General features: G+C 34.2%; 26 protein-coding genes. 1 reads left to right on the plus strand and 25 read right to left on the minus strand.

Annotation, left to right across the window (positions count from 1 at the left end):
* Positions 1-27: 27 nt before the first annotated feature.
* The 13 genes from PRVXT_RS14715 to PRVXT_RS14775 form a co-directional block, all read right to left on the minus strand.
* Positions 28-939 (minus strand): alpha/beta fold hydrolase, encoded by a 912-nt coding sequence (locus PRVXT_RS14715; RefSeq protein WP_350343617.1) that lies wholly within the window; start codon positions 937-939, stop codon positions 28-30.
* A 140-nt stretch (positions 940-1,079) separates the two neighbouring features.
* Complete coding sequence (locus PRVXT_RS14720; protein WP_350343618.1) at positions 1,080-1,406, minus strand: hypothetical protein; 327 nt, start codon at positions 1,404-1,406, stop codon at positions 1,080-1,082.
* Between the two features lie 137 nt (positions 1,407-1,543).
* Complete coding sequence (locus tag PRVXT_RS14725; protein ID WP_350343619.1) at positions 1,544-2,971, minus strand: DUF3048 domain-containing protein; 1,428 nt, start codon at positions 2,969-2,971, stop codon at positions 1,544-1,546.
* Between the two features lie 24 nt (positions 2,972-2,995).
* The gene (ftsX, locus tag PRVXT_RS14730; protein ID WP_350343620.1) at positions 2,996-3,880 is read right to left on the minus strand and encodes a permease-like cell division protein FtsX; all 885 of its coding nucleotides are present in this window, start codon (positions 3,878-3,880) and stop codon (positions 2,996-2,998) included.
* Positions 3,873-4,559 (minus strand): cell division ATP-binding protein FtsE, encoded by a 687-nt coding sequence (gene ftsE / locus PRVXT_RS14735; RefSeq protein WP_350343621.1) that lies wholly within the window; start codon positions 4,557-4,559, stop codon positions 3,873-3,875. Before ftsE ends, ftsX begins: the two co-directional genes overlap by 8 nt.
* A 305-nt stretch (positions 4,560-4,864) precedes the next feature.
* Entirely contained in the window at positions 4,865-5,038 is a 174-nt protein-coding gene (locus PRVXT_RS14740) for a hypothetical protein (protein ID WP_350343622.1), read from the minus strand.
* A 189-nt stretch (positions 5,039-5,227) separates the two neighbouring features.
* The gene (locus PRVXT_RS14745) at positions 5,228-5,515 is read right to left on the minus strand and encodes a hypothetical protein (RefSeq protein WP_350343623.1); all 288 of its coding nucleotides are present in this window, start codon (positions 5,513-5,515) and stop codon (positions 5,228-5,230) included.
* Positions 5,516-5,709: 194 nt separating this feature from the next.
* Complete coding sequence (locus PRVXT_RS14750; RefSeq protein WP_350343624.1) at positions 5,710-6,579, minus strand: DMT family transporter; 870 nt, start codon at positions 6,577-6,579, stop codon at positions 5,710-5,712.
* 782 nt (positions 6,580-7,361) lie between these two features.
* On the minus strand, positions 7,362-7,589 hold the full coding sequence (locus PRVXT_RS14755; protein WP_350343625.1) for a hypothetical protein: 228 nt from the start codon (positions 7,587-7,589) through the stop codon (positions 7,362-7,364).
* A 488-nt stretch (positions 7,590-8,077) separates the two neighbouring features.
* Positions 8,078-8,824, minus strand: a complete 747-nt coding sequence (locus tag PRVXT_RS14760) for a DUF5694 domain-containing protein (RefSeq protein ID WP_350343626.1) — start codon at positions 8,822-8,824, stop codon at positions 8,078-8,080.
* A 411-nt stretch (positions 8,825-9,235) separates the two neighbouring features.
* Positions 9,236-10,003 carry a nitroreductase family protein gene (locus PRVXT_RS14765; protein WP_350343627.1) on the minus strand — a complete coding sequence of 256 codons (768 nt, stop codon included), beginning with the start codon at positions 10,001-10,003 and terminating at the stop codon, positions 9,236-9,238.
* A gap of 458 nt (positions 10,004-10,461) precedes the next feature.
* The gene (locus PRVXT_RS14770) at positions 10,462-10,893 is read right to left on the minus strand and encodes a DUF3990 domain-containing protein (protein ID WP_350343628.1); all 432 of its coding nucleotides are present in this window, start codon (positions 10,891-10,893) and stop codon (positions 10,462-10,464) included.
* Between the two features lie 57 nt (positions 10,894-10,950).
* On the minus strand, positions 10,951-11,148 hold the full coding sequence (locus PRVXT_RS14775) for a hypothetical protein (RefSeq protein ID WP_350343629.1): 198 nt from the start codon (positions 11,146-11,148) through the stop codon (positions 10,951-10,953).
* Between the two features lie 96 nt (positions 11,149-11,244).
* Here PRVXT_RS14775 and PRVXT_RS14780 point away from each other — a divergent pair, with 96 nt between their 5' ends.
* Complete coding sequence (locus PRVXT_RS14780; RefSeq protein ID WP_350343630.1) at positions 11,245-11,718, plus strand: hypothetical protein; 474 nt, start codon at positions 11,245-11,247, stop codon at positions 11,716-11,718.
* 696 nt (positions 11,719-12,414) lie between these two features.
* Here the strand turns inward: PRVXT_RS14780 and PRVXT_RS14785 are convergent.
* The 12 genes from PRVXT_RS14785 to PRVXT_RS14840 all read right to left on the minus strand — a co-directional run bounded on the left by PRVXT_RS14785 (position 12,415) and on the right by PRVXT_RS14840 (position 24,675).
* Positions 12,415-13,119 (minus strand): pentapeptide repeat-containing protein, encoded by a 705-nt coding sequence (locus PRVXT_RS14785; protein WP_350343631.1) that lies wholly within the window; start codon positions 13,117-13,119, stop codon positions 12,415-12,417.
* Positions 13,120-13,270: 151 nt separating this feature from the next.
* On the minus strand, positions 13,271-13,750 hold the full coding sequence (gene rlmH, locus PRVXT_RS14790; protein WP_350343632.1) for a 23S rRNA (pseudouridine(1915)-N(3))-methyltransferase RlmH: 480 nt from the start codon (positions 13,748-13,750) through the stop codon (positions 13,271-13,273).
* A gap of 2 nt (positions 13,751-13,752) precedes the next feature.
* Positions 13,753-13,920, minus strand: coding sequence for a CxxH/CxxC protein (locus tag PRVXT_RS14795; protein WP_350343633.1), 168 nt, complete (start codon positions 13,918-13,920; stop codon positions 13,753-13,755).
* A gap of 149 nt (positions 13,921-14,069) precedes the next feature.
* Positions 14,070-15,221: a S1C family serine protease gene (locus PRVXT_RS14800; RefSeq protein WP_350343634.1), complete on the minus strand. Its 1,152-nt coding sequence runs from the start codon at positions 15,219-15,221 to the stop codon at positions 14,070-14,072.
* A 31-nt stretch (positions 15,222-15,252) separates the two neighbouring features.
* Positions 15,253-16,038: an MBL fold metallo-hydrolase gene (locus tag PRVXT_RS14805; protein ID WP_350343635.1), complete on the minus strand. Its 786-nt coding sequence runs from the start codon at positions 16,036-16,038 to the stop codon at positions 15,253-15,255.
* An 85-nt stretch (positions 16,039-16,123) separates the two neighbouring features.
* Positions 16,124-17,383, minus strand: a complete 1,260-nt coding sequence (locus PRVXT_RS14810; protein ID WP_350343636.1) for a UDP-N-acetylglucosamine 1-carboxyvinyltransferase — start codon at positions 17,381-17,383, stop codon at positions 16,124-16,126.
* Positions 17,384-17,606: 223 nt separating this feature from the next.
* Positions 17,607-18,467: a two-component system regulatory protein YycI gene (gene yycI, locus PRVXT_RS14815; protein WP_350343637.1), complete on the minus strand. Its 861-nt coding sequence runs from the start codon at positions 18,465-18,467 to the stop codon at positions 17,607-17,609.
* The gene (gene yycH, locus PRVXT_RS14820; protein ID WP_350343638.1) at positions 18,467-19,777 is read right to left on the minus strand and encodes a two-component system activity regulator YycH; all 1,311 of its coding nucleotides are present in this window, start codon (positions 19,775-19,777) and stop codon (positions 18,467-18,469) included. Before yycH ends, yycI begins: the two co-directional genes overlap by 1 nt.
* A complete protein-coding gene (locus PRVXT_RS14825) occupies positions 19,770-21,428 on the minus strand; it encodes an ATP-binding protein (protein WP_434064321.1) in 1,659 nt (552 codons plus the stop codon). The genes yycH and PRVXT_RS14825 overlap by 8 nt, the downstream gene beginning before the upstream one ends.
* 110 nt (positions 21,429-21,538) lie before the next feature.
* Positions 21,539-22,225 (minus strand): response regulator, encoded by a 687-nt coding sequence (locus PRVXT_RS14830; RefSeq protein ID WP_350343640.1) that lies wholly within the window; start codon positions 22,223-22,225, stop codon positions 21,539-21,541.
* Between the two features lie 13 nt (positions 22,226-22,238).
* Positions 22,239-23,123 (minus strand): peptidase MA family metallohydrolase, encoded by an 885-nt coding sequence (locus tag PRVXT_RS14835; RefSeq protein ID WP_350343641.1) that lies wholly within the window; start codon positions 23,121-23,123, stop codon positions 22,239-22,241.
* Positions 23,124-23,298: 175 nt separating this feature from the next.
* Positions 23,299-24,675 carry a peptidoglycan DD-metalloendopeptidase family protein gene (locus tag PRVXT_RS14840; protein WP_350343642.1) on the minus strand — a complete coding sequence of 459 codons (1,377 nt, stop codon included), beginning with the start codon at positions 24,673-24,675 and terminating at the stop codon, positions 23,299-23,301.
* Positions 24,676-24,684 lie beyond the last annotated feature (9 nt).

A 24,684-nucleotide genomic window follows, 5' to 3' on the forward strand; every position in this document is an offset into this window, starting at 1 on the left:
CAAAAGCATTATTATGCTATTGCTTCACTACCCAGACTTTAATACACTCCTAGTTTTTTGCTTCTTTATAAAGCTATCTATTCTTTGTCTTATATACCGTTTTCTATCTTCGTTAGCAAAAATAAAATGGGAGCTATCCTTCAGAAGATGAACTTCAGCATTAGGCAGCATTTTTTTGGCTCTTTTAGCTAATTTCTTACCAGAGAATATTTCATCTTTCCCACCAGTAAAAATTAAAAAAGAGGTCTTTTCACCGCTTATTTCATCTTTTTGTATCTTGTTAAACCTAGTAAAAATTATATTATTTTTAACATGTTCTAAATTTACTTTAGTCATCTCTATAATTCGTTTATCCACTAACCCATTGTCTCCTAAAAAAGGAGCTAATGCCTTTTCTAACAACTTTTCAGCCCCAGTAATACCATATAACCTCAGGGACACTTTTTTTATAAAATTTACTTTTGATGTGCTAACAAACCCCGCTGGCACAAATAGAATCCCTTTGGATACTTTTTCTGGTGCCACACTCATTAGCTTCAACAAAATCCCCCCTCCAAAGGACTCCCCCATACAAATCATTTGGTCAAACCCCAGAGAGCAAATAATATCAGAAGCCCACTGGCCATACTCTTGATTTTTGGTAGATAAAACCCTTTGCTCACTTTTCCCCGGTTGCCCTATGGTATCAACTGCATATATCATATAGTCATTTAATAACTCTCTATATTTCAAAAGGGAAATCGCTGTATTACTTCCGCTGTCATGAAAAAACAATATCGGTTTACCGTCAGCATTACCCGCCCTAAGTATATGGGTTTTGCCAAATCTTGTATTTATAAAAACATCATCGTATTCGACTGCAAGGTCTTTTACCTGTTTATCATAAATTTTTTTTATAACATTTTCTCCCTGTGGTGTGTTATAAATATATCCCTCCACTTTCCTCCTCCTTTGATTATAGTTAATAGTTAAACTATATCATTTACCCCTATTATCTTTCAAGGAGACTTTCCTAAAAAACAATTTTCCGGGAAATATTTCTTAATTTAAAAAACCTCGTATTAACGAGGTTTTTTAATCTAGCTTGCTACAACTTCTTTGTTTTTTAATACTATCTCACTATCGTCTTTTGCAGCATCCACCATTAAAATAATACCTGTAATAATATGCATTACCATCCCAACAAATGGAATCCAGGCCACAAGTGAAGTGACTATCCCTAAAATTGAGCCATGTTTTGCCACACCGCTTTTACTAGAAACAACTAAAGTCGCGATATGTAGCGCAAGCATAACTAGCAGAGGAAGACCAACAAAACCGACCACTATCAATGCTCCTAAAATAGGTATTCCCAGCAAAATTTCTAAACCTCCAGTAACCCATTTCAATATCCTAGCTGTTGACATTAAACCATCTCCTTAAAAAATATAAAATAATTGCTTAAACTATATTCTATATAAGAAGGCTCTTTCCCTTTAATTATTTTTCTTTTATTAAAAAGACATCTTCGAAAAAATTGAAGATGTCTTTGTAATTCTAGTTTTTATTTAGGCCTTGCAATTTGAATCCAAGTTGCACCATAAACTCTTTCAATCTCTTGACCATCCTCATAATAAAATCGTGTTGGAGAATTAGGACTGTCCTTTCTCCATGTTCCTGTAAAGTGTTGCCCCATAGCGTAGTAGTCTATTTTCCCTTGTCCCACCACTTGTGGTGTGGTACGACGCCGAAAATCTGTGGGATGTTCGGTATACTGAACAATAATATTTCTCGCCCAAATTTGACTTCCGGTAGCGTCTCGGTGAGTGCTGCCGTTAATCATCCTTTTATAAGCTCTTTCTTTGGCATCATATTGATATGAAACGCGGTATGTGGGGCTATACTCAATGGATACTGAGTTTGCACTCCTACCCTGTCTACTAAGGTTTCCTGGGCGTACTACCGAGCCTGAAGATGATGGAGCCCTATTTAACGTAGATAAGTTAACATATAAGTTGTGAGGAGCATGCTTTGAGGAATCTCGGTAAAAAGAAGGATGCCCTAGGGCATTTGTGCCGTTTACCCCCCACTCATCTATTCTAGCTAAATTATCTCTACTGGCACCTGAATAAATATAGTGAATGTTATTCTCCCAAGCTAACTTGGTGCTGTGCTCTCTGGCACTGCGAATAGGTCCAACTTTGTTAGGGAGAGCAGAGAAAAGAGCTAAGTAGCGTGTTGCTCTTCCTTCTACCTCATACTCATAAACTAAGCTAGCTTGAGATAATCCATGTTGAGGCCTAGCGTTGGGATGATTATCAAAAACAACACCATAGACAGGGTTGCTCTCTGTTTGTTGAAGCTGAGCCAACTCTTCTTCTAAATTTTCTCGAGAAAGCTCCAAAAGAGTATTTACTGTATTTTTTTGCTCCTCTAAGTTTTTCTGCTCAGCCTCCATCTGAAAGCGGCGATCCTCTATCTTTTCTAGTTGTTCTTCTATCGCTAGTTGTTGATTTTCTATGTTTTCTTGTTCTTCCCGTATTACGGTAATTAACTCAGCATCCCTGGATAAAATTCGCTGTAAATAAGCCCATCGGATAATTAAGTCCCCAAAATTATCAGCTTCTAATAATATTTCTAGGTAAGAAGCCCCCCCGCTCATATAAGCACTTCTAACCCGACCGCCAAATTTTTCTGTGTTTTCATCCAGTCGCTTCTGAGATCTATCAAGTTCAGCCTGAGTCTCTTTTAACTCTGTTTCTGTGGTTGCTAATTCACGGTCTAATTCTTCTAGTCTCTTTAATCTATTTTCTATATCCCTATTAAGGATTTCAATTGTTTCTTCAAATTCAGCAATTTCTTCTTTGATATCGTCAAGGCCTTGCTCCTTTTCCGTTCCTTCTGTAGTTCCATAAGCAATATCATTAAACCCTTGAGCAAAAGAAAAAAACAGTATCACAGTAAGTGTTAAGGTAGCTATAAAACGTCGCATTTTTTATTCACCCCTCTTCTATTATTACACTCGCAAATATTTGCGAATGGAGATGAAGCTTCCAAAACCACTCATCAATGTTCCTACTACCATTATACCTGCAAATATAGGAATTATCCTCCCCATATCAGTTACAGGTTGGAAAAGTAATATCAGAGAATCTTGGCCGAGAGATGAAACTAATTGGCCATATAAAATGCCTAATACAGTTATAGCCACTAGTGTACCAATCCATCCCATAACCATCCCTTCTAAAAGAAAAGGAAAACGGATATATCCATTACTAGCACCAAGGTACTTCATTACACTTACCTCGTCCTGTCTTGCCACAACAGAAAGTCTAATAATATTAACAACTAAAAATACCGCACCTACAGCAATAGAAATACCCAATATCAAAAAAATAAAGTTAAGGCGACTGGTAATCTGCATTAACCCCGCTACCAGCTCCTCTCCATAATCGACCATCTCCACCTGGGGATATGCCTGAATTTCCTCTGCTACTGAAGCAACCTGTTCCGGTTCTGCCACCCGAACCCGAATAAGGTTAGGTAATGGATTATTTTCTCCCTCTAAATCTCGGAGTAACGATGGATCTCCCATTGATTGGGCAAAATCAGATAGTCCCTCCTCTTTGGATACAAATTGGTAGCTTACCACCCCATCTAAGTTGTCGAGCTTCTCTTCAACCTCTGTTGAGTTAACACCCTCATGCAAAAAAACACCAATTTCCACATTTGATTCCACATCATATATAAACTGATTTACATTGGTGGTTACCAGTAAAAAACCACCTAAAATTGCAAGTGATATAGCTATTAAACCGGAAGTAATTACAGCTAACCATGAATTCCTAGCCAGCGATAAAATACTTTGACGAATACAGTTTTTAAAGGCATATCTATTCATTATTACTATACCCCCCTTGTTCATCTCGCATTAACTCCCCACTAGATAGTGCAACCACTCGTTTTTGCATTCTGTCTACAAGATCCCAGGCATGGGTAGCTATTACTACCGTCGTTCCTTCTTTATTAATTTTTTCAAACAACTTCATCAACTGTAGTGCATTATCTCGATCTAAATTACCTGTCGGTTCATCAGCCAAAATTAACACAGGCTGCTTAATAATAGCTCGTGCAATTCCTACTCTCTGCTGTTCCCCACCAGATAACTCTTTGGGAAACTTATCTTTTTTTTGACTGAGTCCTACTTTTTCCAAAGCTTCTGGAACTTTTTTTTGAATTTCTTTTGGCGATTTACCTAACACTTCAAGGGCAAAAGCCACATTTTCATATACAGTTTTTTGTTTTAACAGTTTATAATCCTGAAATACCATTCCAATCTTTCGACGGTGTGCTAAAAGCTCTCTTTTACTATAATCAGCCATGTTACGATTTTCAAAAAAAATTTCACCACTAGTTGGGAGTTGCTCTCGAAACATGAGCTTAATCAGTGTACTTTTTCCAGCACCACTAGGCCCTACTAAAAAAATAAACTCCCCTGGTTCTAAAGCTAATGAAGTTTCTTTTAATGCTAAACCTTTACTGCCATTATATAATTTGCTTACATTTTTTATTTCAATCAAAATCCGCACCCCTTCCTTTCCTGTAACCTACAACAAACTTAATTCGACAATCTTCCATATATCCCCTTTATTTATTTGTGTTTATTTAAAATACCTTTTGCTCTACGCAAAGCTTTATTTATAGCTAATTCTTAAATGTTATTTAAGTAGATTTAATAATATTTAATATTTTTGGTTATAAAATTTTGTTATTATATTAATGTTAAACTGTTAAAATATTTAAAATGAAGCTGCTAATGAATAAAGAACAATAAGGAGGTGTAGATTATCCCATCTGTTAACGAAATTGTTCTAAACAATTGGTTTTATTTGGTGATTGTAGCCACTATATTTTTGTTTATTGGTTTATTCAACACTTTTTTGCTATCTTTTAAAAGCTTCAAAATAGATAGCAGTTTAGGTCTTCTAGTCAATACTTTTGCCATTTTATTATGTAGTGTTTTAATTGTTCTTTTTAAAGGCATGCTTATCGACGACATAAACCAACTTCATAGCCCCATCATTTTATTTACTCCTTTTGTACTAGATGCATTATTTGTAGTTCAGGTTATAGCTCTAAAAAAGAAGTAAGGATAACAAAAAAGTATAGCCTCTACAAAAGTATTGTTGAGACTATACTTTTGTAGAGGCTATACTTTTTTCAATTAAGCTACATGATTCAAAAAATACTACAAAACATCAATTTTTTCCACAAATTCAATATTAACTATTTCTATTTTCTTTTTTTTGCCACATTCCACCTCTAGCCAATTTCCCTCCAAACTTTTTATCGTACCTTCAATATGATTATCAATGGTATATATCAAACATTTATGACCTATATATTTTTCCATAAGCTTATGAGCCATTTTAATCCCCCTTTTTTTATTCCTTAGTTTTAAAATAACATACTTTTTCTTTTTATCATCATTAAAAATTATTATTGCAAAAACAACTATTATCGGTATAAAAACCACAAAGTTCAGCCAAACCACCCCCTGTATTTAGTTATAGTTACAGATATGCTATCTTTACCAACTAATCATAACAATATATTTAAATACCGACAAGTAAAATTATACCTTTGTGGTAAATTGCAACAACTTTAATAAGGGCCCTGTTTTTGTTTTTTTATCTTTACCCCTTTTTCTTTAATTTAATAAGGTTATTTTCAGTCAGATTGCTTTACACTAAGCAAGGTAATCGTAACCAAGATGATTGACATTCCAAGAAACTGAGTTATGGCCAATTCATCTCCAATAAGTAAAACTCCGAATAAAGCTGCTGTCACCGGCTCTACCATAGCCACTATTGAAGCAGTTGATGGTGCCGTTCCACGAAGGCCAACCACATAAAGTATAAATGAAATTCCAGCACCCACAATCCCTAATAGAAGAAATAATCCTATGTCGTTTGACCTTACCACAGCAGCTACTTCATTATTGTCAGCAGCAAGAAAAAGAATAACGCTAAGTGAAAAAAATGCGATGGTTAAAGTAATCTGTGGCTTTCCGATAGAGCAGGCATTTTTAAATCCGAATATAAACAGTGCATAGAACAGGGCGGAAGCAAGCCCTGATGCAACCCCCATAAAGCTCACTGAAATCGAATCGGCGTTATAAACACCTGTAAGTAGGATAATCCCTATAAGTACACCAAAAATGCACCCCCATTTAAACCAAGTTGAACGTTCTATTAGTAGTAAAAAAGAAATTAAAAGGACGAACACAGGCGCAGTGTACATTAAGGTAGCAGCAACAGCAATACTAGATTCTTGGATACTTAAAAAATAAAAAGTAAAATTACCTGCAATTCCAACACCGGCCAATAAAGACCAAATATATAAACGAGTAGAAAAAATCCAGGTTTCTCTAAAACGAAAGAGAAACCACGTAAAAAAACATATAAATCCAAAAAGTCCTCGACAAAGCGAAATTACAATAGGATCCCAGCCCTTGCTCATTAAAATATCGGCAATTCCCCCACTAACTCCCCAACAAACAGCGGCTAGCATAACTAAGCATATACTTACAGACTTCATCGTGTGCCTCCTTTGCAACCTAACGTCTAATCTATTAACGTTTAAATTAATCTTAGCGCCCATCCCATTTGTAAAGTATGTTTAGCAAGCTATCATGGAAATATTAAAAAGGTCTCTATATCTTTCTTCTTTGTCTGTTTAGCTAGACCTCCCTATTGTAAAATTATTAGTATTTTTCTTAACTATTACTTTTTGATAAATAAACTATTCAAAGCAAAAAAAGACTAACAACTCTACTTGTTGTTAGCCCCTTTAACTACTTCATTGTTAGTACAGTTCTTTTTTTACTACCTGCAAAACTCGCCTTCTTTACTGACGTAGGTTAAGTTATTTTTCGTAGTTTAACATATGGTTACTTCTATCTAACTTACAAGTGCATGGCATAAACTAAGAGTACAATTCCAATAAGATCATTCTTATGCTACATCTTTACCCACTGAGCAAAACTAACTATCTTGCTTTGCTCAAAGATCGGGCAAACGAAGCTTTTAATAAAAATCAAAAAAGAGCTTGTTAAGGAGGGCTTTATCATATCCACGCACCAACTACTTTCATAAGCGGTTAAAGAATTAGCTAGAGCGATTTCAGGGAATGTTACTAAGTAATTAGATGATTATCTATACTTTTCCGTTGGCTAGAAACTAGGGAAAGGTTTAGCATTTGATGTTCGAACATAACAAATGCTTGTGTCTCCCTGCTAGAAACCCAAATATACTACTATTAGATATAAAAAGTGCATAAAAAAACCTCTACAAGAGAGGTTTTAGTGTTTGTGATCTACGTTAACAGCGCTTCCTAATACTAATTTCACGATTCTTCGTATAGTACCCTATTACAAAAAGAATACCAATTGGAACCACATAGTAAATTGCTAATGCTAAATTTACAGATGCTGGAGCACTGTTTCCTACAGAGTTAGTATGATTAATCCATGCCCCTATAATATGAACAATCATTGCCAAAATCAATAGGAACCCGCTGCCGAAAAAAAATTTGGAAGTTTTACTCATTTTGCATACCCCCTTAGTTTTTAATCCATACTAACATAATATTTATCAAACTGAAACTATTTAATTTCAATAACAACTAACCTTTAAGAAAACAGCCAATATTTTTGATAAATTTCTGAACATCGGTTCTTTTTGTTGAAATAGTGTGCTGTTAGAACCGTTATTCCTATTATGAAAGCATATGATACTACATAAATAAAAGTAGCATAGGCAGGAACTATTTCCATGGCTCTGTAAATGACTAAAGTAAGCGTAACTTATTTCTAAACCCATGACAATAACAAAAGTTAAAGTCAAGTACATAGAAATCTTAGACATCAATTTGTATTTTTGATAAAAATCTCTTCTTTAATTTATTTCCACAATAGCCAGCTTGCTTTCAAAACTTTCATAAAAGTAATAACAGTAAGACCTACAGCTTTATTATTGACATCTGCAACAGGTCTTAAAACAAGTAAACTACTTTATCATGTTATATCTAATTTTATCTAGTCAAGATAATCCTGCAAGCTTTTAACATCAAAATATCCACAGTCTATGGCAAACTGCTTTAGTAGAGGTACATGACCATAACCGTAAATGATCAAAACCCTATCTCGATCCGAAGTAACAATCCTTGTAAGGTTAGTATAAATCTTTAAATTTCTTTCATACCAGCCTTTCACCCAGTCGACCCCTAAGTACTCTTTTCTGTGCCCAATTTTACATATTTGTAGATATATACGGTGATCCAAAGCAAGGTTTTTTTCATTATTTAGGTAAACTAACGCGGATTTTATAGTTCCCCCAGCAAGCAAGTCATCTATTTTTTTAGTTACAGCCTTCCCATGATTAATTATTTTATCGTAGATATCTTTTTGGTGTACTTTTGCATACTCAATGAATCTACCGTCTCCTTCCCCCTCATTCCAGTCAATTCCATAAATATGCTTATGCCCTAATTCAGAAGCAATCCTAAACCCCAATTGTTCACCTTCACTTCTGCCCAGTTTATAACTGTTGTTTAAGTACTCTTTAAACCTGCTATTTAACTCATCTTGTTTATCAGCAGGCACTTCCAAAGCTATTTTAGTGGGGGAAAATTTTTTTAATAAATTTATACACTCTCTGATTTGTACCTGTCGCTTTGAGCTGAAAACATCATCTGCCTTAACATTAAACAAATCCTGATTAGGGTTATTCATATGATAGCTCCCTAATATAAGTATTACTGGTTTGTTGTTTTTGTTTAGCATTATATCTCCCCTAACAAATAAAAGATTTATAAAAACATCATAAAACATTATGCACCGAAATATTACTTATGGCTAATTTAATTATAAAAATAGGTTTTTTAAAATTGTCAAACTTTGTTTCACTGTCCTATGATTGAATACTAAATTGTCAACTATCCGCCCTATTTCACACAGAAAGTAACTTCTATTATCCAATATATCACCCCCTATGCTATAGTGTTTCAAACACTATAGAACCCCCCACTACTTATGGTACGGTTCACCGTAACGATGATAATTGCGGCTTTTTAATGGCAAAAAAGTCAGATAACCTTCTTACCCCTATGAGTTCTATTCGATCGAGTTAGCAAAGGCATATTAAATTTATACAAGGCGGTCTACCTTTTCATATTGATATTGAATAAAAAAAGGTTAACCGTCTATTTGTTTTGTATATGCAGTAATTATATACTCATAATTCTTATTTGAAGACTTATTTTCTTTTTTAAAATCAATTTCTTTATCAAAATTAGCTGCAGCAATTTTTAAATGACATAAAGCAATACCCATATCTATTGGAAGAAACTTTTTCATCAATGGGAAAAAAGTGTTCTTAACCAAACTCAATTTTTTACAATAAATTGCCATTTTATTTTCTGTTCCTTCTATATACCATGGTTGATTATTGGTTGAAGATGGGGCTAACCTTACTGCTTCTATTAATTTTTCAGCACCATCAATTGAAGATATTTCATTTAATTCTTTTCTCTTATACTCTGAAGCGCTATTTCTATGAATTTCTTCATTTGCTTTACCAAAAACTAATGTAATTACATATTTTAAACCGTTTCTAGCATTAAGAGTTTCTTGAGGTTTTCCCATTCCCAACCATAATGTCCCTACTCCTTCTTTCGATAAAAACAAGTCAAGTTGTTGTAAAAGATAACCAGCATTTAATAAATGACCTTCTTTTTCTTCAGAATAAATTGCTATATAGTGTGGAGCTTTGATAGAAAAAATACCTCCTACTTCACCTTCTCCTAATATAGCAACATCAGTTTTAATATTTTCAAACAAAGGCTCTAGTTTACTAATCTGATATTTTAATTCTTCCATAACAGATTGTTCTAATGGCTCTTTAACAAATTTCCGTATAGATTTCCTTTTAAATATTACCGGATAAAGTTCTGAATTAATCATATTTATTTCCCCCATTTTCTTAGGTTTACAATACAATTTTAATCTATATATAGTCATACCTATAGCTCACCATTATAACGCTGGGGTAATTCACAGAGATATACGAGAAAAAAGCAAAAGCACAGGAGGACTTACGGCAAATACTGTTCCTTTTTTTGCATACGGTATCGGTGCAGAAAACTTTGATGGCATGTTAAACAACATAGAAGTCCCTAAAATGATAGTTGAAATAGCTGGGTATGAGTTTAACCTGCCGCCGGAAGATAATTAATTAAATATCCCTATATCAAAAAAAAAAGCATGAAAAAGAGTGCCTTTTAGGCGCTTTTTTTCATGTTTTTAAAACTTAGCTACAACCCGCACCGGTGACCCTTCAGCTTGTATTTTTAAAGGGAAAGCGATAATTTCAAAATCTGCAACCTCCACAAGCTTTGACAGATTTGTTAGATTTTCTATTATTAATATGTCATAAAATCATAATTATGCTGCTTTTCACCTTCTATATTTTCTGTTCTGTTGTAAAAAACAAAGTCTGCAAACTCTTCGTCGTAATTATTGAGGATTTTAAAATTGTAATCCCCACTTTCATACCATTTTAACGGAGTGAAAGTAAACTCAATTATCACTGGTATTAAAGCTTCTGGTGAAAGTCTAAACTCTTTTGTATTTGGCAACATATCAGGGGAACTAAAGCTAGAATCTAATTGATTTATAATATATTTTTCTGCCTCCTGTTTTTTAGGGGTCAAGTAAAAACCATATCCAAAATCATTTTCCATGCCAGTATTATGTTGAGTCTGTATTCCAGCTTTACAAATACTTTTCCAGTTTCTCAAAGTAGTTCCATGATACCACTTATCTTTCCTTAAGTGCTTTAAAAATTTTCCCATTGCATCTCCTTTATATAATATGTTTTTAATTTATGATTTTATACTCATCTCTTTTATTTAGCTTTCAAATCTATTTTTGATTTTTCTTAATAAGCAGATATGAGCATTTTTATACAGAGGAAACTGCCAACCTAACTCATCGTTTAAAACAAAAAAACCATCCGTATATTCTATAACACCTTTATGAGCAGTACATTCTTCCTCATCAGGTGATTTTACATAAAATTCCCTCCTTTTGTGTTTTGTACAATTCAAGTATTTCTGAATATTTCATTTATAAAAATACTTAGTTATATTTTCTTATTTGATAAAATATAACTAAGTATAAAAAGTGAGGGGAGGTTGAATTTTATGTTTGACTTAGTTATTACTTTTTGTTTTTTGATTGTTAGTATCTATTTTTTGATTAAACTAGTCTTTGGGTTTAGGAAACATAAACAATATGCCTTAGATTTTGAAAGCAAAATTCAAGACCCTTTTTTCGTAAAGGTGGGTATAATTACAGGCATCTTAGTTGCAATTATAACTTCAATAAGACTAATTTTATTTCATCCAGGCTTTGTTGCTGGCTGGTCCTTTGTATCAATGATTGTAATTTGCCTTTTATATTTATCACAAAGTAAGAAGATATATACTAATGGCCTCGGGACAAAGAGTAGCTTTTATAGCTGGGAAGACATCAAGAAAATAAGTACTACAAAAGACTCTTATCAGCTTATAATTTATCCAAAATCACAAAACCGCCAAGTAAAATTATATATAGAACCAGGACAGTTCAAACAAGTTATTGACAAGCTCAAAGAAAAACCTATTGAATTAACCTAACAATAAAGCAGTGGCCTATATAGGGCCACAGCTACTAGAAAAGCTATTTTTTGGCTTTATGCCATTATTTTTGCCTTGTTTATTATGTTAAGGCAAAATTTCATGCCAGATATTTACTTTTTGGCTATTAATATAGGAGTTATCTTAGGTTCAATATTGACTTTTAATAAGAGCAATCAGATTGATTACCCTGTTTATATTTTGAGTTCGTAAAACTTTTTAATTTAAATGCGACAACTTTCTTGACAAATACCGTGTAAGACCTCTTATTTATTTTGTAAACTATTATGTATAATTTTTTATTAAAACATTGGTGTAACTCTTCTCGTATATAGTTTTTTTACACTTCTATCTATAAATACAAGAAGATCATGAGTGTAATTACCTTCATGAGTTCTAACTCAAATAATGCTAAGTAAAAGAAGTTACATAAAAATTTCTACATAAAAAATAGTCCTACTCAAATTGAATAAGACTACATATTGCGTGATTAAATTTAGGGGAATCTAACCCCGAGTAATCGAGGTAGGATAGAACTATTCAAAAATAAGCCTAACAAAAAACCACCAAAAGCGATAAAAGTTAAACCATTATTTATCATAGACATCCCCCCTTGAATACTAGCTAATTTACATTGTCCCCATTGTTCCATAGCATTCCAAGTTTCCTTATCTGGGGCAGGACAACTTTACTATATCATACTTTTACTTTTAAGTATATATTTAGAAAGCGTTGCAGACTATAAATTGTATAAAAATGTCTCTTGTCTTTTCTCCTTGCTAATGCTTGAAAACCTCTTATTAAGTTTTCTTGACTGAATTCTTTTAATAGTATGTATAAAAACCATTTATTTATTTTATTTTTATTTACATGAAGCGTATGGTATTTAAATATTTTAGAGTCATTAGAAAGTTGTAATAAAACTTCTGTTAATTTTTCGTTTAATGTAAAATTTGGATAACTATTTAAAATAGTTACATTCTCGTCTATACAAAGGTTCTTAGCATTTTTAATGTTAGTGTTAATAAAAGTAACATTCTTAAAAACTACATTTTTAAAATCCGCATTTTTTAAATTTGTTCCAAAGAAAATTACATTTTCAAAAGTAGCATTTTGAAAATTAGTCTTTTTCAAGTTAACACATATAAAATCCACACCTATAAGTTTTGCATTTTTAAAATTACAATCAGTTATTATTGAAGCCCTATAGTTAACATTTTCAATATATGCCCCTTTAAAAATTAAGTTATGCATATTTGATTGATATGCATAACTATTTACTAAACCCTTAAACTTTGTAGGTGCATTCGCTAAATTAAACCTAACAATTTTACCCATTCTTTTTCTTGAAGCTCTTCGTATCTCTAACTTCTTTTTCCTTTTCTGCTTACCTCTCCCCATAGAAATACCCCCAATTTATTTCTATCCACCAAAATAAAACATAATATACTTTAATACTACCAATTTATACAAATAAATTAAATGTTTTTATATCCTTTTATTTCCTCAAGTCTTCTCATTTGTACAGTAAACTCTTTCCTCCTGTTTACCATCACTTGTGATAAGGTTCTCCTTTATTAATCTTAAACGCCCGATAAACCTGCTCAAGTAAAATTACCCGCATCAGTTGATGTGGGAATGTCATGGGTGAAAAGCTCAGCTTTAGCTGAGCTTTTTTTAGTACTTGTTGGCTTAGCCCCAGCGAACCACCTATTATAAAAGTTATATAGCTACTCCCTGTTACCGCTAACTGGTCTAGCTTTTTGGCCAACTTTTCTGAGGAAAGCATTTCCCCCTTTATTTCCAGAGCAATAACATAGCTTTGGGGATTTATTTTGGTTAAAATTTTCTCCCCTTCGTTATTTTTTATCTCCTCCTGCTCTTTTTGCGAGCTTTGTTGTGGAGCAGCTTTATCTGGAACTTCTATAATGTTAAGTTTACAAAACGCAGACAGCCTTTTTTGGTATTCTTTTACCGCTTCCACAAAATACTTTTCCTTTAGTTTGCCGACAGTAATTATATCTATTTTCATTATTACACCACCAAATACACCGGTGGATTGGAGCACATATCACAATAACTTGGTTGCGACCAATCTGTAAAAGTCACCTCTCCTAACCGATAGAGATCCGGGGGCATCTCATAAACATCTACAAAATCATCTATTGCTTCATATAAGTGATCTTTACATACTACATACATATAAAATCATCTCCGTATATTACAAAATTTTAATATCTTTTCCATTATTTTATCCTTAGTATTTATTCAATTCGTTAAATAAATACTAAATCCTTCTATTAAACATAAAATATCCCCTTAACTGATGTTAAAAGGGGATATTTTATGTTTTATTCTTCTGTTTGATATTCCTCCAAAGTTACTTCAATGGTATGCTGGTCTTCACCTCTATAAAGAGTTAATTCTACTTCTTCGCCGACTTCTTGTGCGCTTATGCTTCTTCTAAAATCTCTAAGAGTTGTAATTTTTTCTCCATTAACCTCTGTAATAATATCATTTTCCTGGATACCCGCTTGGTCTGCTGGACTATCTGCTGCAACTTCCACAACATAAAGGCCATATTCTACCGGGAGATCATATTGTCGTGCATGAATATGTGATATTTCGTTAATTGCAATCCCCACTATAGGCCTTCTTACCTGACCGTTTTCTATAATTTCATTTGTTACATTTCTTACAGTATTGCTCGGAATGGCGAACCCAAGTCCTTCAGCATCAGAAATTTTAACGCTATTTATTCCAATAACTTCACCAGCAGCATTTAGTAGCGGACCTCCACTATTTCCGGGGTTTATCGCTGCGTCTGTTTGTACCAAAGAAAAAACCCAATCATATACTTCAAGGGCTCTATCAGTAGCACTAACAACTCCTACAGCTACTGACTGCTGTAAATCTAACCCTGTTGGATTGCCTATAGCAATTGTTGTTTCTCCTGCCATAAGTTTATCTGAGTCTGCAAAGGTAACAGTAGGCAAACCGTTTTTATCTACTTTTAACACAGATATATCTGTACCAGGATCAGAACCAACCACTTCTGCTTCTAATTCCTCCCCTGTATCTAACGTAACCATAATAGTATCAGCATCTTCTATTACATGGTGGTTTGTTATAATGTAACCTGATTCATCTACTATGGCACCACTGCCTACCCCACGTTGCACTAGTTCATCAGTTCCCTGGAATATATCCCTTCTTGACACAAAGGTAGAAATTCCTACAACAGAAGGGCTAACCCTTTGAACCGCTTCGACAATAGGGGTTTTTTGATATTCGTATGGTTCCCAAGAAAAATCATGTTCTGGTTTAGTAGGTTCTGGTATAGTTCCTTGGCTCTCTTCACCGTTAGAGTCATGTGGAGTGGCTTGAGGCGATGCAAAGTAAGCTCCCATTATACCACCTAGCAAGCCAGCGATTATCGCCACAACTATAAGTATTATCCACCCAGTTCTTTTAGGTTTATAATAGTACTCAAAGTGTTCCATGTTTTCAACCTCCCAAAGTTATAGTTAAAATCTATCTATATATAGGAGACACTCGCCCCCTAGGTAACACTTCTAAAGTATAATTATCATTAATTTGCTCTCTTTTCTCCTTTAAAATATTCTCTACAGTGATTTGAGCAAGCTGTGGAAAATTATTTTCTTGGCTAAGATGCCCCAGTAACACTTTTTTAGTATTACCCTTAAGCAACTTAATAAGAATATTTCCTGCAGCTTTATTAGATAAATGACCCTTATCCCCTAATATTCTTTTTTTCAATGACCATGGATAGCGGCTAGCTTCCACCATTTTTTCATCGTGATTGGATTCCATTATAACGGTATTGCAATCATAAATATATTCCATCATTTTTTCATCTACCATGCCGGTATCTGTTAAAACACTAGTTTTATTACTGTTAGAGTAAATATTAAACCCCACCGGTTCTACAGCATCATGATAAGTGGAAAATGGTTCTATCTTTACATCTCCTAAAGAAAATTTATCTTTGGGTTGGAAAAAATTAACTTGATTATTCTCCAATTTCCCTAACTTTTCTTTGCAACTTTGAAAGGTTTTTTCTGTTATATATATCGGCAAATTAAACCTTCGGGCTAACACCCCTACTCCCAGAATGTGGTCGTTATGCTCATGACTTACTAATATTCCTTCCAGTTGTTTTGGATCTACTTGAAACTCAGCCAAGCCTTGTTGAATTTTTTTTCCGCTTAATCCAGCATCTATTATAAATTGAGTATTTTTGTATCTAAAGCAGGTACAGTTTCCACTACTTCCACTTCCCACCGTAAAAAGTTCCATTATGTCCTCTCCGTCCTATTGTTTAATACTTATATTATATTATATCTATTTTTTTTGGTAAAGAAAAAGGGCATAAATAATGCCCTTATTCTTTGATAAATTTGATGTCTGCCCCCAACGAATTCAATTTTTGATCTATGTTTTCATAGCCTCGTTTGACATGTTCAACCCCTGAGATTTTCGTTTTTCCTTCTGCCATCATACCTGCAATGATAAGAGCTGAGCCTGCTCGAAGGTCAGTAGCTTTAACTTCTGCCCCTTTTAAAGTTTCAACTCCTTTTACCACCGCCATCCTACCTTCAACATATATATCTGCACCCATTCTAATAAGTTCATCTACATGTTGAAAGCGATTTTCAAATATATTTTCAGTAACTGTTGCCGTACCTTCAATGCAGGTAAGGTAAGACATCATAGGTTGCTGAAGGTCAGTTGGATATCCTGGATAAGGAAATGTTTTGATATCTGTACCTTTAATTACATTTCCATTGCAACGGACCCTTACAAAGTCATCTCCTTCTTCCACTGTTGCACCTGATTCTCTTAATTTTGCTGTAATAGGATCTAAGTGTTTTGGTATAACATCAGTTATAGTTACATCACCTCTGGTTGCAGCAGCTGCTACCATATACGTTCCTGCTTCTATACGATCGGGAATAACGCTATGAACACACCCTCCTAGCTTTTCTTTACCCTCAATTCGGATAATATCTGTGCCTGCTCCTCTAACAGAAACACCTAAAGCTGAGAGAAAGTTAGCAACGTCGACTACCTCTGGTTCTTTTGCAACGTTTTCAATGACTGTTAAGTTTGTGCAGCATGCAGCAGCAAGCATAGTGTTTATTGTAGCTCCTACTGATACAATATCCATATACACATGACCGCCGCATATTTTCGCAGAGTTCAGTTCTACTTCACCAGAATCCACATTAACTTGTGCACCTAAAGCTTCAAATCCCTTTAAATGTTGATCGATCGGCCTAGGGCCAATTTTACACCCACCAGGAAGTGCTACTTTAGCTTTTTTAAACCTAGACAAAAACGCTCCCATCAGGTAATAAGAAGCTCTAAACTTTTTTACTAACCCATGGGGTGCATGAAAACTATTCGCTTCTCTAGGATCAACAGTTATTGTGTTTGCATCGTGCACCACTACCTTGGCGCCAAGCTCTTCAAGCATTTCAATCAATATTTTTACATCACTAATATCCGGTAAATTTTCTATTGTACAAGGTTCTCCTGCAATTAACGTAGCAGGTAATATAGCAACGGCTGCATTTTTAGCACCGCTAATCTTTACTTCTCCAACTAATTTATTTCCGCCCCTCACCAGCAATTTTTCCACTCTACTAAATCCTCCTTAAAGTAAGCAATATATAATATTTCAACAAATTTAAAAATAATCCTTTTTTTGTTACAAACTCATAATAAAGTGAGACTTAAACCAATGGGGAGTTTTACCTCCACCGCTGATTATTAGTTAAAAACTTGGTTCTTTAATGGTTTGTATTTCCTCAATAATTGTAAAAACGGAAACTTTCAACCAATTAAACTACAATAAATCTATTTTAATATTTTCGTATACCTTCAAGCTCACCTGTATAAGCATTTAAGAAGACCGTTCCTATATTCTCTAGTTTAATAGCCCAAACAGGAGCTACTTGCCATTGACCAGCACTTATAGGCGCACTGTAATATGATAAGGTTATATCATTAACAACAGCTTCACTTACATCTATATAGTCCATTAGTCTTATTAAAGCACCAGTAGATGGAATTACTAGATACTCACCACCACTATAATCTATGGGCTCAACCCAATATTTTTCGTAACTTTCCACCCCAGATGGACCTACAATCATTGTAATATAAGAAGTGTCAACTCTTTGCCTTCTGAATACTTGATGATATTCAATTCTATATCTATTTCTATTAATTTCCTTTACTGAAGTAAGCCTAGCATCTTCTGGTAGATTTAAACCCTGCTTATGAAACTCTTCAGATGCTTTAATTGCTTCTCTTTCAGTGAATGATGCTCCAGCAGTAGGACGAAATCCTAGTGCTTCATATACTATTCTACCATTTTCCTTCTTTATTACTCTTCCTGTTTCACTTAGAAATTCAATATATTGTTCTGAGTAATTACTTATTTGTACATCATCTTCTTCGCTAAAAAACTGTTGTTGTATATCACTTTGATTAACAGACTCTCCTCTTACATCAAGGAAATTCTTATATTCTACGTTTTCCGGTATTTCTGTATCAACTTCAACACCTAAATTACTCAAAAACTCTTTAACTTTTTCTATCTCTTCATTAGTAATAGAAAATCCTGAGCCAGGTGAATGGATGGCTATCTGACTTAGTAAGAAAATATTCAGGATCAAAAACACAATTATAAAAATGGACTTAGTCTTAGACCAATCCATTAATGATCACCTCCTTGAGCAGGAGCGACCTCAATTATGTCACCGGTATAACCTTGTATATATATATTTTTATTTTGTCCTTTTATTACCCAAACTGGCTCTAAAGCATCATTATTTTCACTTTCTAGATAATAAGCCAGATACATCTTTCTAACCTTTCCTATTTCTTCTTTTTCAGCAATGTTTAAAGCAAATAAATAGTTAATAATATTTCGATTAACAGAGTCAAATTTCAGGTTTATAGGGCTTACAGTATTTCTGTAGTACCGAGTTACTTCTCCACCTTGTAAAGTTATCTCTATACTTGATTGCTCAGCTACAATAGGATAACCATATTCATAATAAGAAAATTCAAAACTAACTTGTGAATAATATGGGTCTATTTTATTTACTCTCCGTAAAAAACTGTTTCTTGAAGGCCAGCCACCATGTTTGGCTACAAAATCCACAGCGTTTTCTAAATTTTGATCAGCGGGTAGGTATACAGGCCCCGCCACTTCTTTGGCAGAGGTATATTCATACACATTATCAGGATAAATTCTTAAGCCCGATATGCCATCAGTAATTATTGTGCTTCCATCTTTTTCTTGTATTTCTCTGGCTGTTAAGGTCGGAAAGAAGGACTTTTTTAAAGCATATGAATCGGTTTCTTTAGTTGAAACTCTCAGCTCTAACATTTCTTGGCGTTCTGTAGGCACAAATACAATTCCATCAGCTCTGTCCAAAGGCAATGGAGAGCCTACAGTTGTATCTTGCCGTATACTTTCATCAACTAACTGCTCTATATAACTTACATCAAAGCTAGCCCTTTGACTCCACATAGTATTTAACTCATAATTAAAAACAGTTACTCGGTTATCCTCGGCATTAAAATGTATAGCATGGATTTCTGGATAAGGTAAAAAATCTGTGTCCAGTGAATTAGACGCTAAGTTAATGTCTACTCTGTCTTCCCCATGGCCATAATTTAAAAAAACACCCTCTTTATTTAATTCTTCTAATTCCAATTTATCCATAACCCAATTTATTCTATATCCTTCAAAAGAAAGGCTATCTAGTAAATTTTGCACAAGAAAGTAATATGAATCATTTGGAGTTAAAAACCTATCTTCTTCAGGGCTAGTAATTACCGTTTGCCATGGAATTATCAAGTCATTCATGTCAGGAACCCTACCAACATAGACATTCTCAAAACTTGTTTCTATTGGAGGATAAACGTTGGTAGTCCCTAGCACCAAATAACCGGATAATACTAAACTAAGTCCAACCATCAAAACTAGCAAGTATGATTTCAACGCCTCTCTACTCACTTTGCTGCCCCCTTATTTTATGGTTTAATATGGGCAATGTTATTTGGAATTTTGTTCCTTTACCTTCTTCACTTTCAACTGTTATTTTACCACCATGTCCTTCTATAATTTGTTTTGATATAGCCAGACCGAGTCCGGTACCACCTAAATGTCTTGACCTTGCTTTATCAACTCTGTAAAACCTTTCAAAAATTCTAGGCAAGTCATCTTTAGGAATACCAAATCCATTATCTTCTATAGAAATAAGGATGCTACTTTTGCTATCCACCGTAGCTTTAACTGAAACTGTGCTCTCGTTAGGCGCGTACTTTATAGAGTTAGATACAATATTTATTATAACTTGTTGTAACTTATCCCAATCACCCTGGATTTCCGGTAGGTTTTTGTTTGGATAAAAAACTATCTCATGGTCTTTCTCTTTAACTTGTACTTCTAACTTGTTTAACGTGTTTTCAATTAGATCATTTACATCAATATTTTGTAACTGCCAATTTTCTTTTTGAAAATCTAGCCTAGAACTCATAAGCAAATCCTTAACTAGCCTAACCATACGGTCTGTTTCTTCTTCTATTACTTTTAGAAAATTTTGACTTACTTCTTTATCTTCAAGCCCGCCATTTAAAAGAGCTTCTACATAACTTTTTACACTAGTTAGAGGGGTTCTTAATTCATGGGAAACGTTGGCGACAAACTCCCGTCTTAAACTCTCTAAATTTTCTCTTTCAGTTATATCATTTATAACGACAATTACACCAGATTCATTGTTTTCTTCGCTTTTAAAGGGTACATAGTTAAAAAGTAAAACTTTCTCTTTATCTTTTTTCATTTTTGTACTTATTTCTTGAGACTTTACCTGTTGTTCAAAAGTTTCTCTTGATTCAAAAACTGAATCCATGCTATGACTTGATAACAGCTTGTCAGCTAAAGGATTTTTATGAATTAATTCCCCTTTTACGTTGTATGCTAACACACCATCTGTAAGATTTTGTAAAATAAACTCCATCTTTCTCTTTTGGGAGGAAAGCTCGCCTATGGTATGACGTAACCTACTGGCTAAGTTGTTAAACTTTCTTGCAAGTTGGCCAATCTCATCTTCTGATTTTACATCAATTTTTACTCCATAATTTCCCTTGGCCATTTGTTCTGCTTTGTTAGATATATCTTCAATAGGTTTTGAAATAGTTTTAGCAATAAAAAAACCCAAAAAAACAGTTAGTAATACTGTAAATAAAGTTCCCGTTATCAAAAAATTTTTTACTGTACTAATGGTATAATCAGTGCTTTCTAAGGAAGAAATTACATAAATTGCTCCCACTTGTTCGTTATTATATTCTACCGGCCAAGCATAAAAAAAGTTCCTTACACCTGTTTCAGGGTTAGCTCTAATAACTTCGTCAGCGGTTCCAAGTATCGCTCTTGTTGCTTCATGTCCAGAAACTCTACTACCTATATTCCTTTCCTGCCCAGAAGATGCACTTATTACAACACCTTCTGTGTCAAGAATGTAAACTTCAGCCATATGGAAGCTTTGACTAAATTCAGCAACTAACTGATTTATAGTTTCTAGGTCTGAACCTTCCCATAAATGCCGACCAATGAAACTACCTAGTAGCTGAACCTGTGATCTCACTCCCTGTTTAAAATCATCCATATAATAAGTTTCAATTGACTGGGTTAAAAAAACGCCTAAAATTTGAAATGCAAATAAAATCAGTAAAATATAGATGATTATCAGCTTCCATTGAATATTCTTTATCAAGGTTAACTCCTCCTAAAGTAGTAACCAAACCCTCTCTTTGTCAAAATATAGGTTGGAGAACCAGGATTGGGTTCTACCTTTTCCCTTAACCTTCTAACTGTAACATCAACAGTTCTTACATCTCCATGATAATCAAAACCCCAAACTAACTCTAGTAACTGGGCTCTTGAGTATACCTTTCCTTTATTATTAATAAGAAAAAGTAGTAAATCAAATTCTCTTTGAGTTAGATCTATAATTTCCCCATCTCTTTTTACTTCATAATTTTCATGGTTAATTTCTAAACCTTGGTTTTCTTCTTTAAGTTCCTTTTGCTCTCCTCCCATCGTTGAAAATCTGCGCAGATGGGCATTTATGCGAGCTAACAATTCTTTATGACCAAAAGGCTTAGTCACATAATCATCTGCTCCCTTTTCTAAACCTGTAATCTTGTCTACTTCCTCTTCTTTAGCCGACAACATAATCACAGGACAGTTGCTAAACTCCCTTATCCTTCTGCAAACCTCAAAACCATCAATTTTAGGTAACATAACGTCCAATAAAATTAGGTCCGGCTTTTCTACATAGGCTTTTTTAACTGCATCCTCTCCATCATTGCTTACAACTATTTCAAAACCTTCATTTTTTAAGTTATAGCTAATTATGTCAGCAATAGGCTTTTCATCATCAACTACTAAAATTTTTGACATATCGAATCCTCCTTTAAATTTTCCCAAAATATTTACTTTTATTGTTTTTAATCCAAGTTTCCCAGTGTTTTTCAAGCTGTTTTTTATCAGTTCCTGTTAGTTTTTTCATGGCTTGTTCAAAAGAAGTATTTACATCCATTTCCATTAACAATTGTTTATGAATATTATGTCCAAACTTTTCCTCCATAAAGATTGCAATAATTAAGGACTGCCTATATGCTAAAGCCTGGTTTTCAATTCCATAAAAATTGTTGTTTAATCTTTTAAAGGCAAATAATTCATTAGGATTGCTATTATCCTCATCTATCCATTGAATTTGGTATTTCTTATATTCTTCTAGTTGTGCTAATGCCTCTGTATACCATGTGGGATAATTCCCCCCTGTCATTTCATCTACAAAGTGATGGGTTAGCTCGTGTAATAACGGACCATTTTCTTTATAAAAAAGATGAATATCGTCACTGTTATCACCATTGTACCACTGAGTAGGTGATAACAGCCTTATTGTTCCTGATTGGTATACCCCTGAAGCATACTTATCATTTTCCCAGCCCAAATTTTGAAGCATTTCTTGCTGACTTGGGTATATAACTATAAGTGGGTTAATTGTTGGGGTATAAGAGTACCTTTCTTTAAGGTGCAGATACAAGTCATCTCCTAATTTTTTTATAAACTCTGCATGTTTTTGATCAGCTTTCTTGTACCTTACGTCAACATGCTTTCCGTTAACAGAAACCCAATTTCTATAAGCTACATTTCTATGGTAAACAGCTGTTGCATTTTTGACATGTTTATTCGAAAAATTAACAGAATTTATACTTACTATAACCAAAAATAAAGTCAACATAATAGTAGGCAAAAGAATTTTATTATTTTTGATTTTTAGGAAAAAACCCATATTTTCCCCCTCTCCTCATATGTTGCACTTAGTTTACATAACACGTCTATTATATCATTAATTTCCTAATGATTTAAATATACTTCCTCAATTTTATATTCTAACATAGTCGAACAATAAAGTCTTTATAGAAAACAAAAAAATCTGTGGCTTTCGCCACAGATTTTAATATTTACTAGTTAAAATAGTTCAAAGGGTTAATTCTTTGCCCATTTCGGTGAATCTCAAAGTGTACGTGGGGACCAGTTGTCCTACCTGTTGTACCAACATATCCAATAGTTTGGCCTCTGCTAACTGTATCTCCCACACTTACTGCATTTCTGCTATTGTGTGCATAAAGGGTTTTGTATCCATTTCCATGATCTATTACAACATGGTTGCCATAGGACCCATGGTAAGTTGAAGTTACCACTCTACCGGATTCAGCTGCTACTATTGGTGTTCCGGGAGAAGCTGCTATATCCACTCCATTGTGGAAGCCTCCGCCTCTCGGCCCAAATCTTGAAGTTATTCGTCCTCCGCTAGATATAGGCCACAAAAAGTCTCCAGAGCTAGCAGGTGCATTTGAAGAAGCACTAGATGTTCCCCTCTCCACAACTCTAGTAACTGGCTCTTTAACAACTTCTGATTCAACTTTCTCTTCCTCAACTATCTTTCCATTTACTCTTTTTATTATATATGTGTTTTCCTTTATTCCATTTTTTCCTGAAGTAGCAACCCTAGTTTGTCCTCTCAAAAGGTCTGAGGTTTCTTTTGTTTCTGTAGAATATTCTATAGTTTCTTCGCGTACAACTTTTTCCTGGTGAGCAACTTCTAAAGCTGGCTCTGCAACTACTAAGCTAATTTCTTGACCTAACTTTATCATTTCTGGATCCATGTCAGGGTTTGCTTTTTCTAGTTCTTCTACATCCATATCTGCTTCTTCAGCAATGGACCATAGACTATCTCCCCTTGATACAGTATAGGTCTCCTCTCTTTCTGTTCCTTGAACCAAAGTTGCTTTTGCTGTTTCATAATCCATAATATCTTTAGGGTCTGCAACAATGCTATCAAATTCAATATCCGAAACAATTTCTGGATCTGCTACAAGCTCCCCTTGTATTTCCTCAATATAAAACTGTGTTACTTCCTCTAAAATTTGCTCTGCAACATCTCTGCTTTCTACAAGTACAACTGGCTCACCATCAACCTTGACTATGGTGCCAGCAGCCTCATATGAAGCCAAGCTGCTTATCTGTTGTTGCAATTGAGCAGGATGCACATCAGGATTCCATGCAAAGGTCCTTTCTGTGCTAAAATCTTGTTCTATTGCAACGTCAAACCCCATTTTATTGCTTTCAATATCATTTAAATGATTTATTATTTTTACTAGTTCATCCTTTTCACGAATCATTCCCACCTGTTCTTCTTCTATACTTACGACATAGACGTAGCCAGGTTGATAGTAATCATAAACTTTAATACCCATAATTAGAACTAACGAAATTACTAATAATGCTACGATGCCAAGCTTTACCTGATTCGTATAGGTGGGTGTTTTTTGTTGTTCCAAAAACCAGTC

This window comes from Proteinivorax tanatarense, from assembly GCF_040267685.1.
GTDB lineage: Bacteria > Bacillota > Proteinivoracia > Proteinivoracales > Proteinivoracaceae > Proteinivorax > Proteinivorax tanatarense.

Bases quoted from the DNA above. Each gene is read 5' to 3' on its own strand.
- PRVXT_RS14720 (WP_350343618.1), bottom strand. From the start codon at position 1,406: ATGTCAACAGCTAGGATATTGAAATGGGTTACTGGAGGTTTAGAAATT.
- PRVXT_RS14725 (WP_350343619.1), bottom strand. From the start codon at position 2,971: ATGCGACGTTTTATAGCTACCTTAACACTTACTGTGATACTGTTTTTT.
- ftsX (WP_350343620.1), bottom strand. From the start codon at position 3,880: ATGAATAGATATGCCTTTAAAAACTGTATTCGTCAAAGTATTTTATCG.
- PRVXT_RS14740 (WP_350343622.1), bottom strand. From the start codon at position 5,038: ATGTCGTCGATAAGCATGCCTTTAAAAAGAACAATTAAAACACTACAT.
- PRVXT_RS14750 (WP_350343624.1), bottom strand. From the start codon at position 6,579: ATGAAGTCTGTAAGTATATGCTTAGTTATGCTAGCCGCTGTTTGTTGG.
- PRVXT_RS14755 (WP_350343625.1), bottom strand. From the start codon at position 7,589: ATGAGTAAAACTTCCAAATTTTTTTTCGGCAGCGGGTTCCTATTGATT.
- PRVXT_RS14760 (WP_350343626.1), bottom strand. From the start codon at position 8,824: ATGCTAAACAAAAACAACAAACCAGTAATACTTATATTAGGGAGCTAT.
- PRVXT_RS14765 (WP_350343627.1), bottom strand. From the start codon at position 10,003: ATGATTAATTCAGAACTTTATCCGGTAATATTTAAAAGGAAATCTATA.
- PRVXT_RS14770 (WP_350343628.1), bottom strand. From the start codon at position 10,893: ATGGGAAAATTTTTAAAGCACTTAAGGAAAGATAAGTGGTATCATGGA.
- PRVXT_RS14780 (WP_350343630.1), top strand. From the start codon at position 11,245: ATGTTTGACTTAGTTATTACTTTTTGTTTTTTGATTGTTAGTATCTAT.
- PRVXT_RS14785 (WP_350343631.1), bottom strand. From the start codon at position 13,119: ATGGGGAGAGGTAAGCAGAAAAGGAAAAAGAAGTTAGAGATACGAAGA.
- rlmH (WP_350343632.1), bottom strand. From the start codon at position 13,750: ATGAAAATAGATATAATTACTGTCGGCAAACTAAAGGAAAAGTATTTT.
- PRVXT_RS14795 (WP_350343633.1), bottom strand. From the start codon at position 13,920: ATGTATGTAGTATGTAAAGATCACTTATATGAAGCAATAGATGATTTT.
- PRVXT_RS14800 (WP_350343634.1), bottom strand. From the start codon at position 15,221: ATGGAACACTTTGAGTACTATTATAAACCTAAAAGAACTGGGTGGATA.
- PRVXT_RS14805 (WP_350343635.1), bottom strand. From the start codon at position 16,038: ATGGAACTTTTTACGGTGGGAAGTGGAAGTAGTGGAAACTGTACCTGC.
- yycI (WP_350343637.1), bottom strand. From the start codon at position 18,467: ATGGATTGGTCTAAGACTAAGTCCATTTTTATAATTGTGTTTTTGATC.
- PRVXT_RS14825 (WP_434064321.1), bottom strand. From the start codon at position 21,428: ATGGATGATTTTAAACAGGGAGTGAGATCACAGGTTCAGCTACTAGGT.
- PRVXT_RS14830 (WP_350343640.1), bottom strand. From the start codon at position 22,225: ATGTCAAAAATTTTAGTAGTTGATGATGAAAAGCCTATTGCTGACATA.
- PRVXT_RS14835 (WP_350343641.1), bottom strand. From the start codon at position 23,123: ATGGGTTTTTTCCTAAAAATCAAAAATAATAAAATTCTTTTGCCTACT.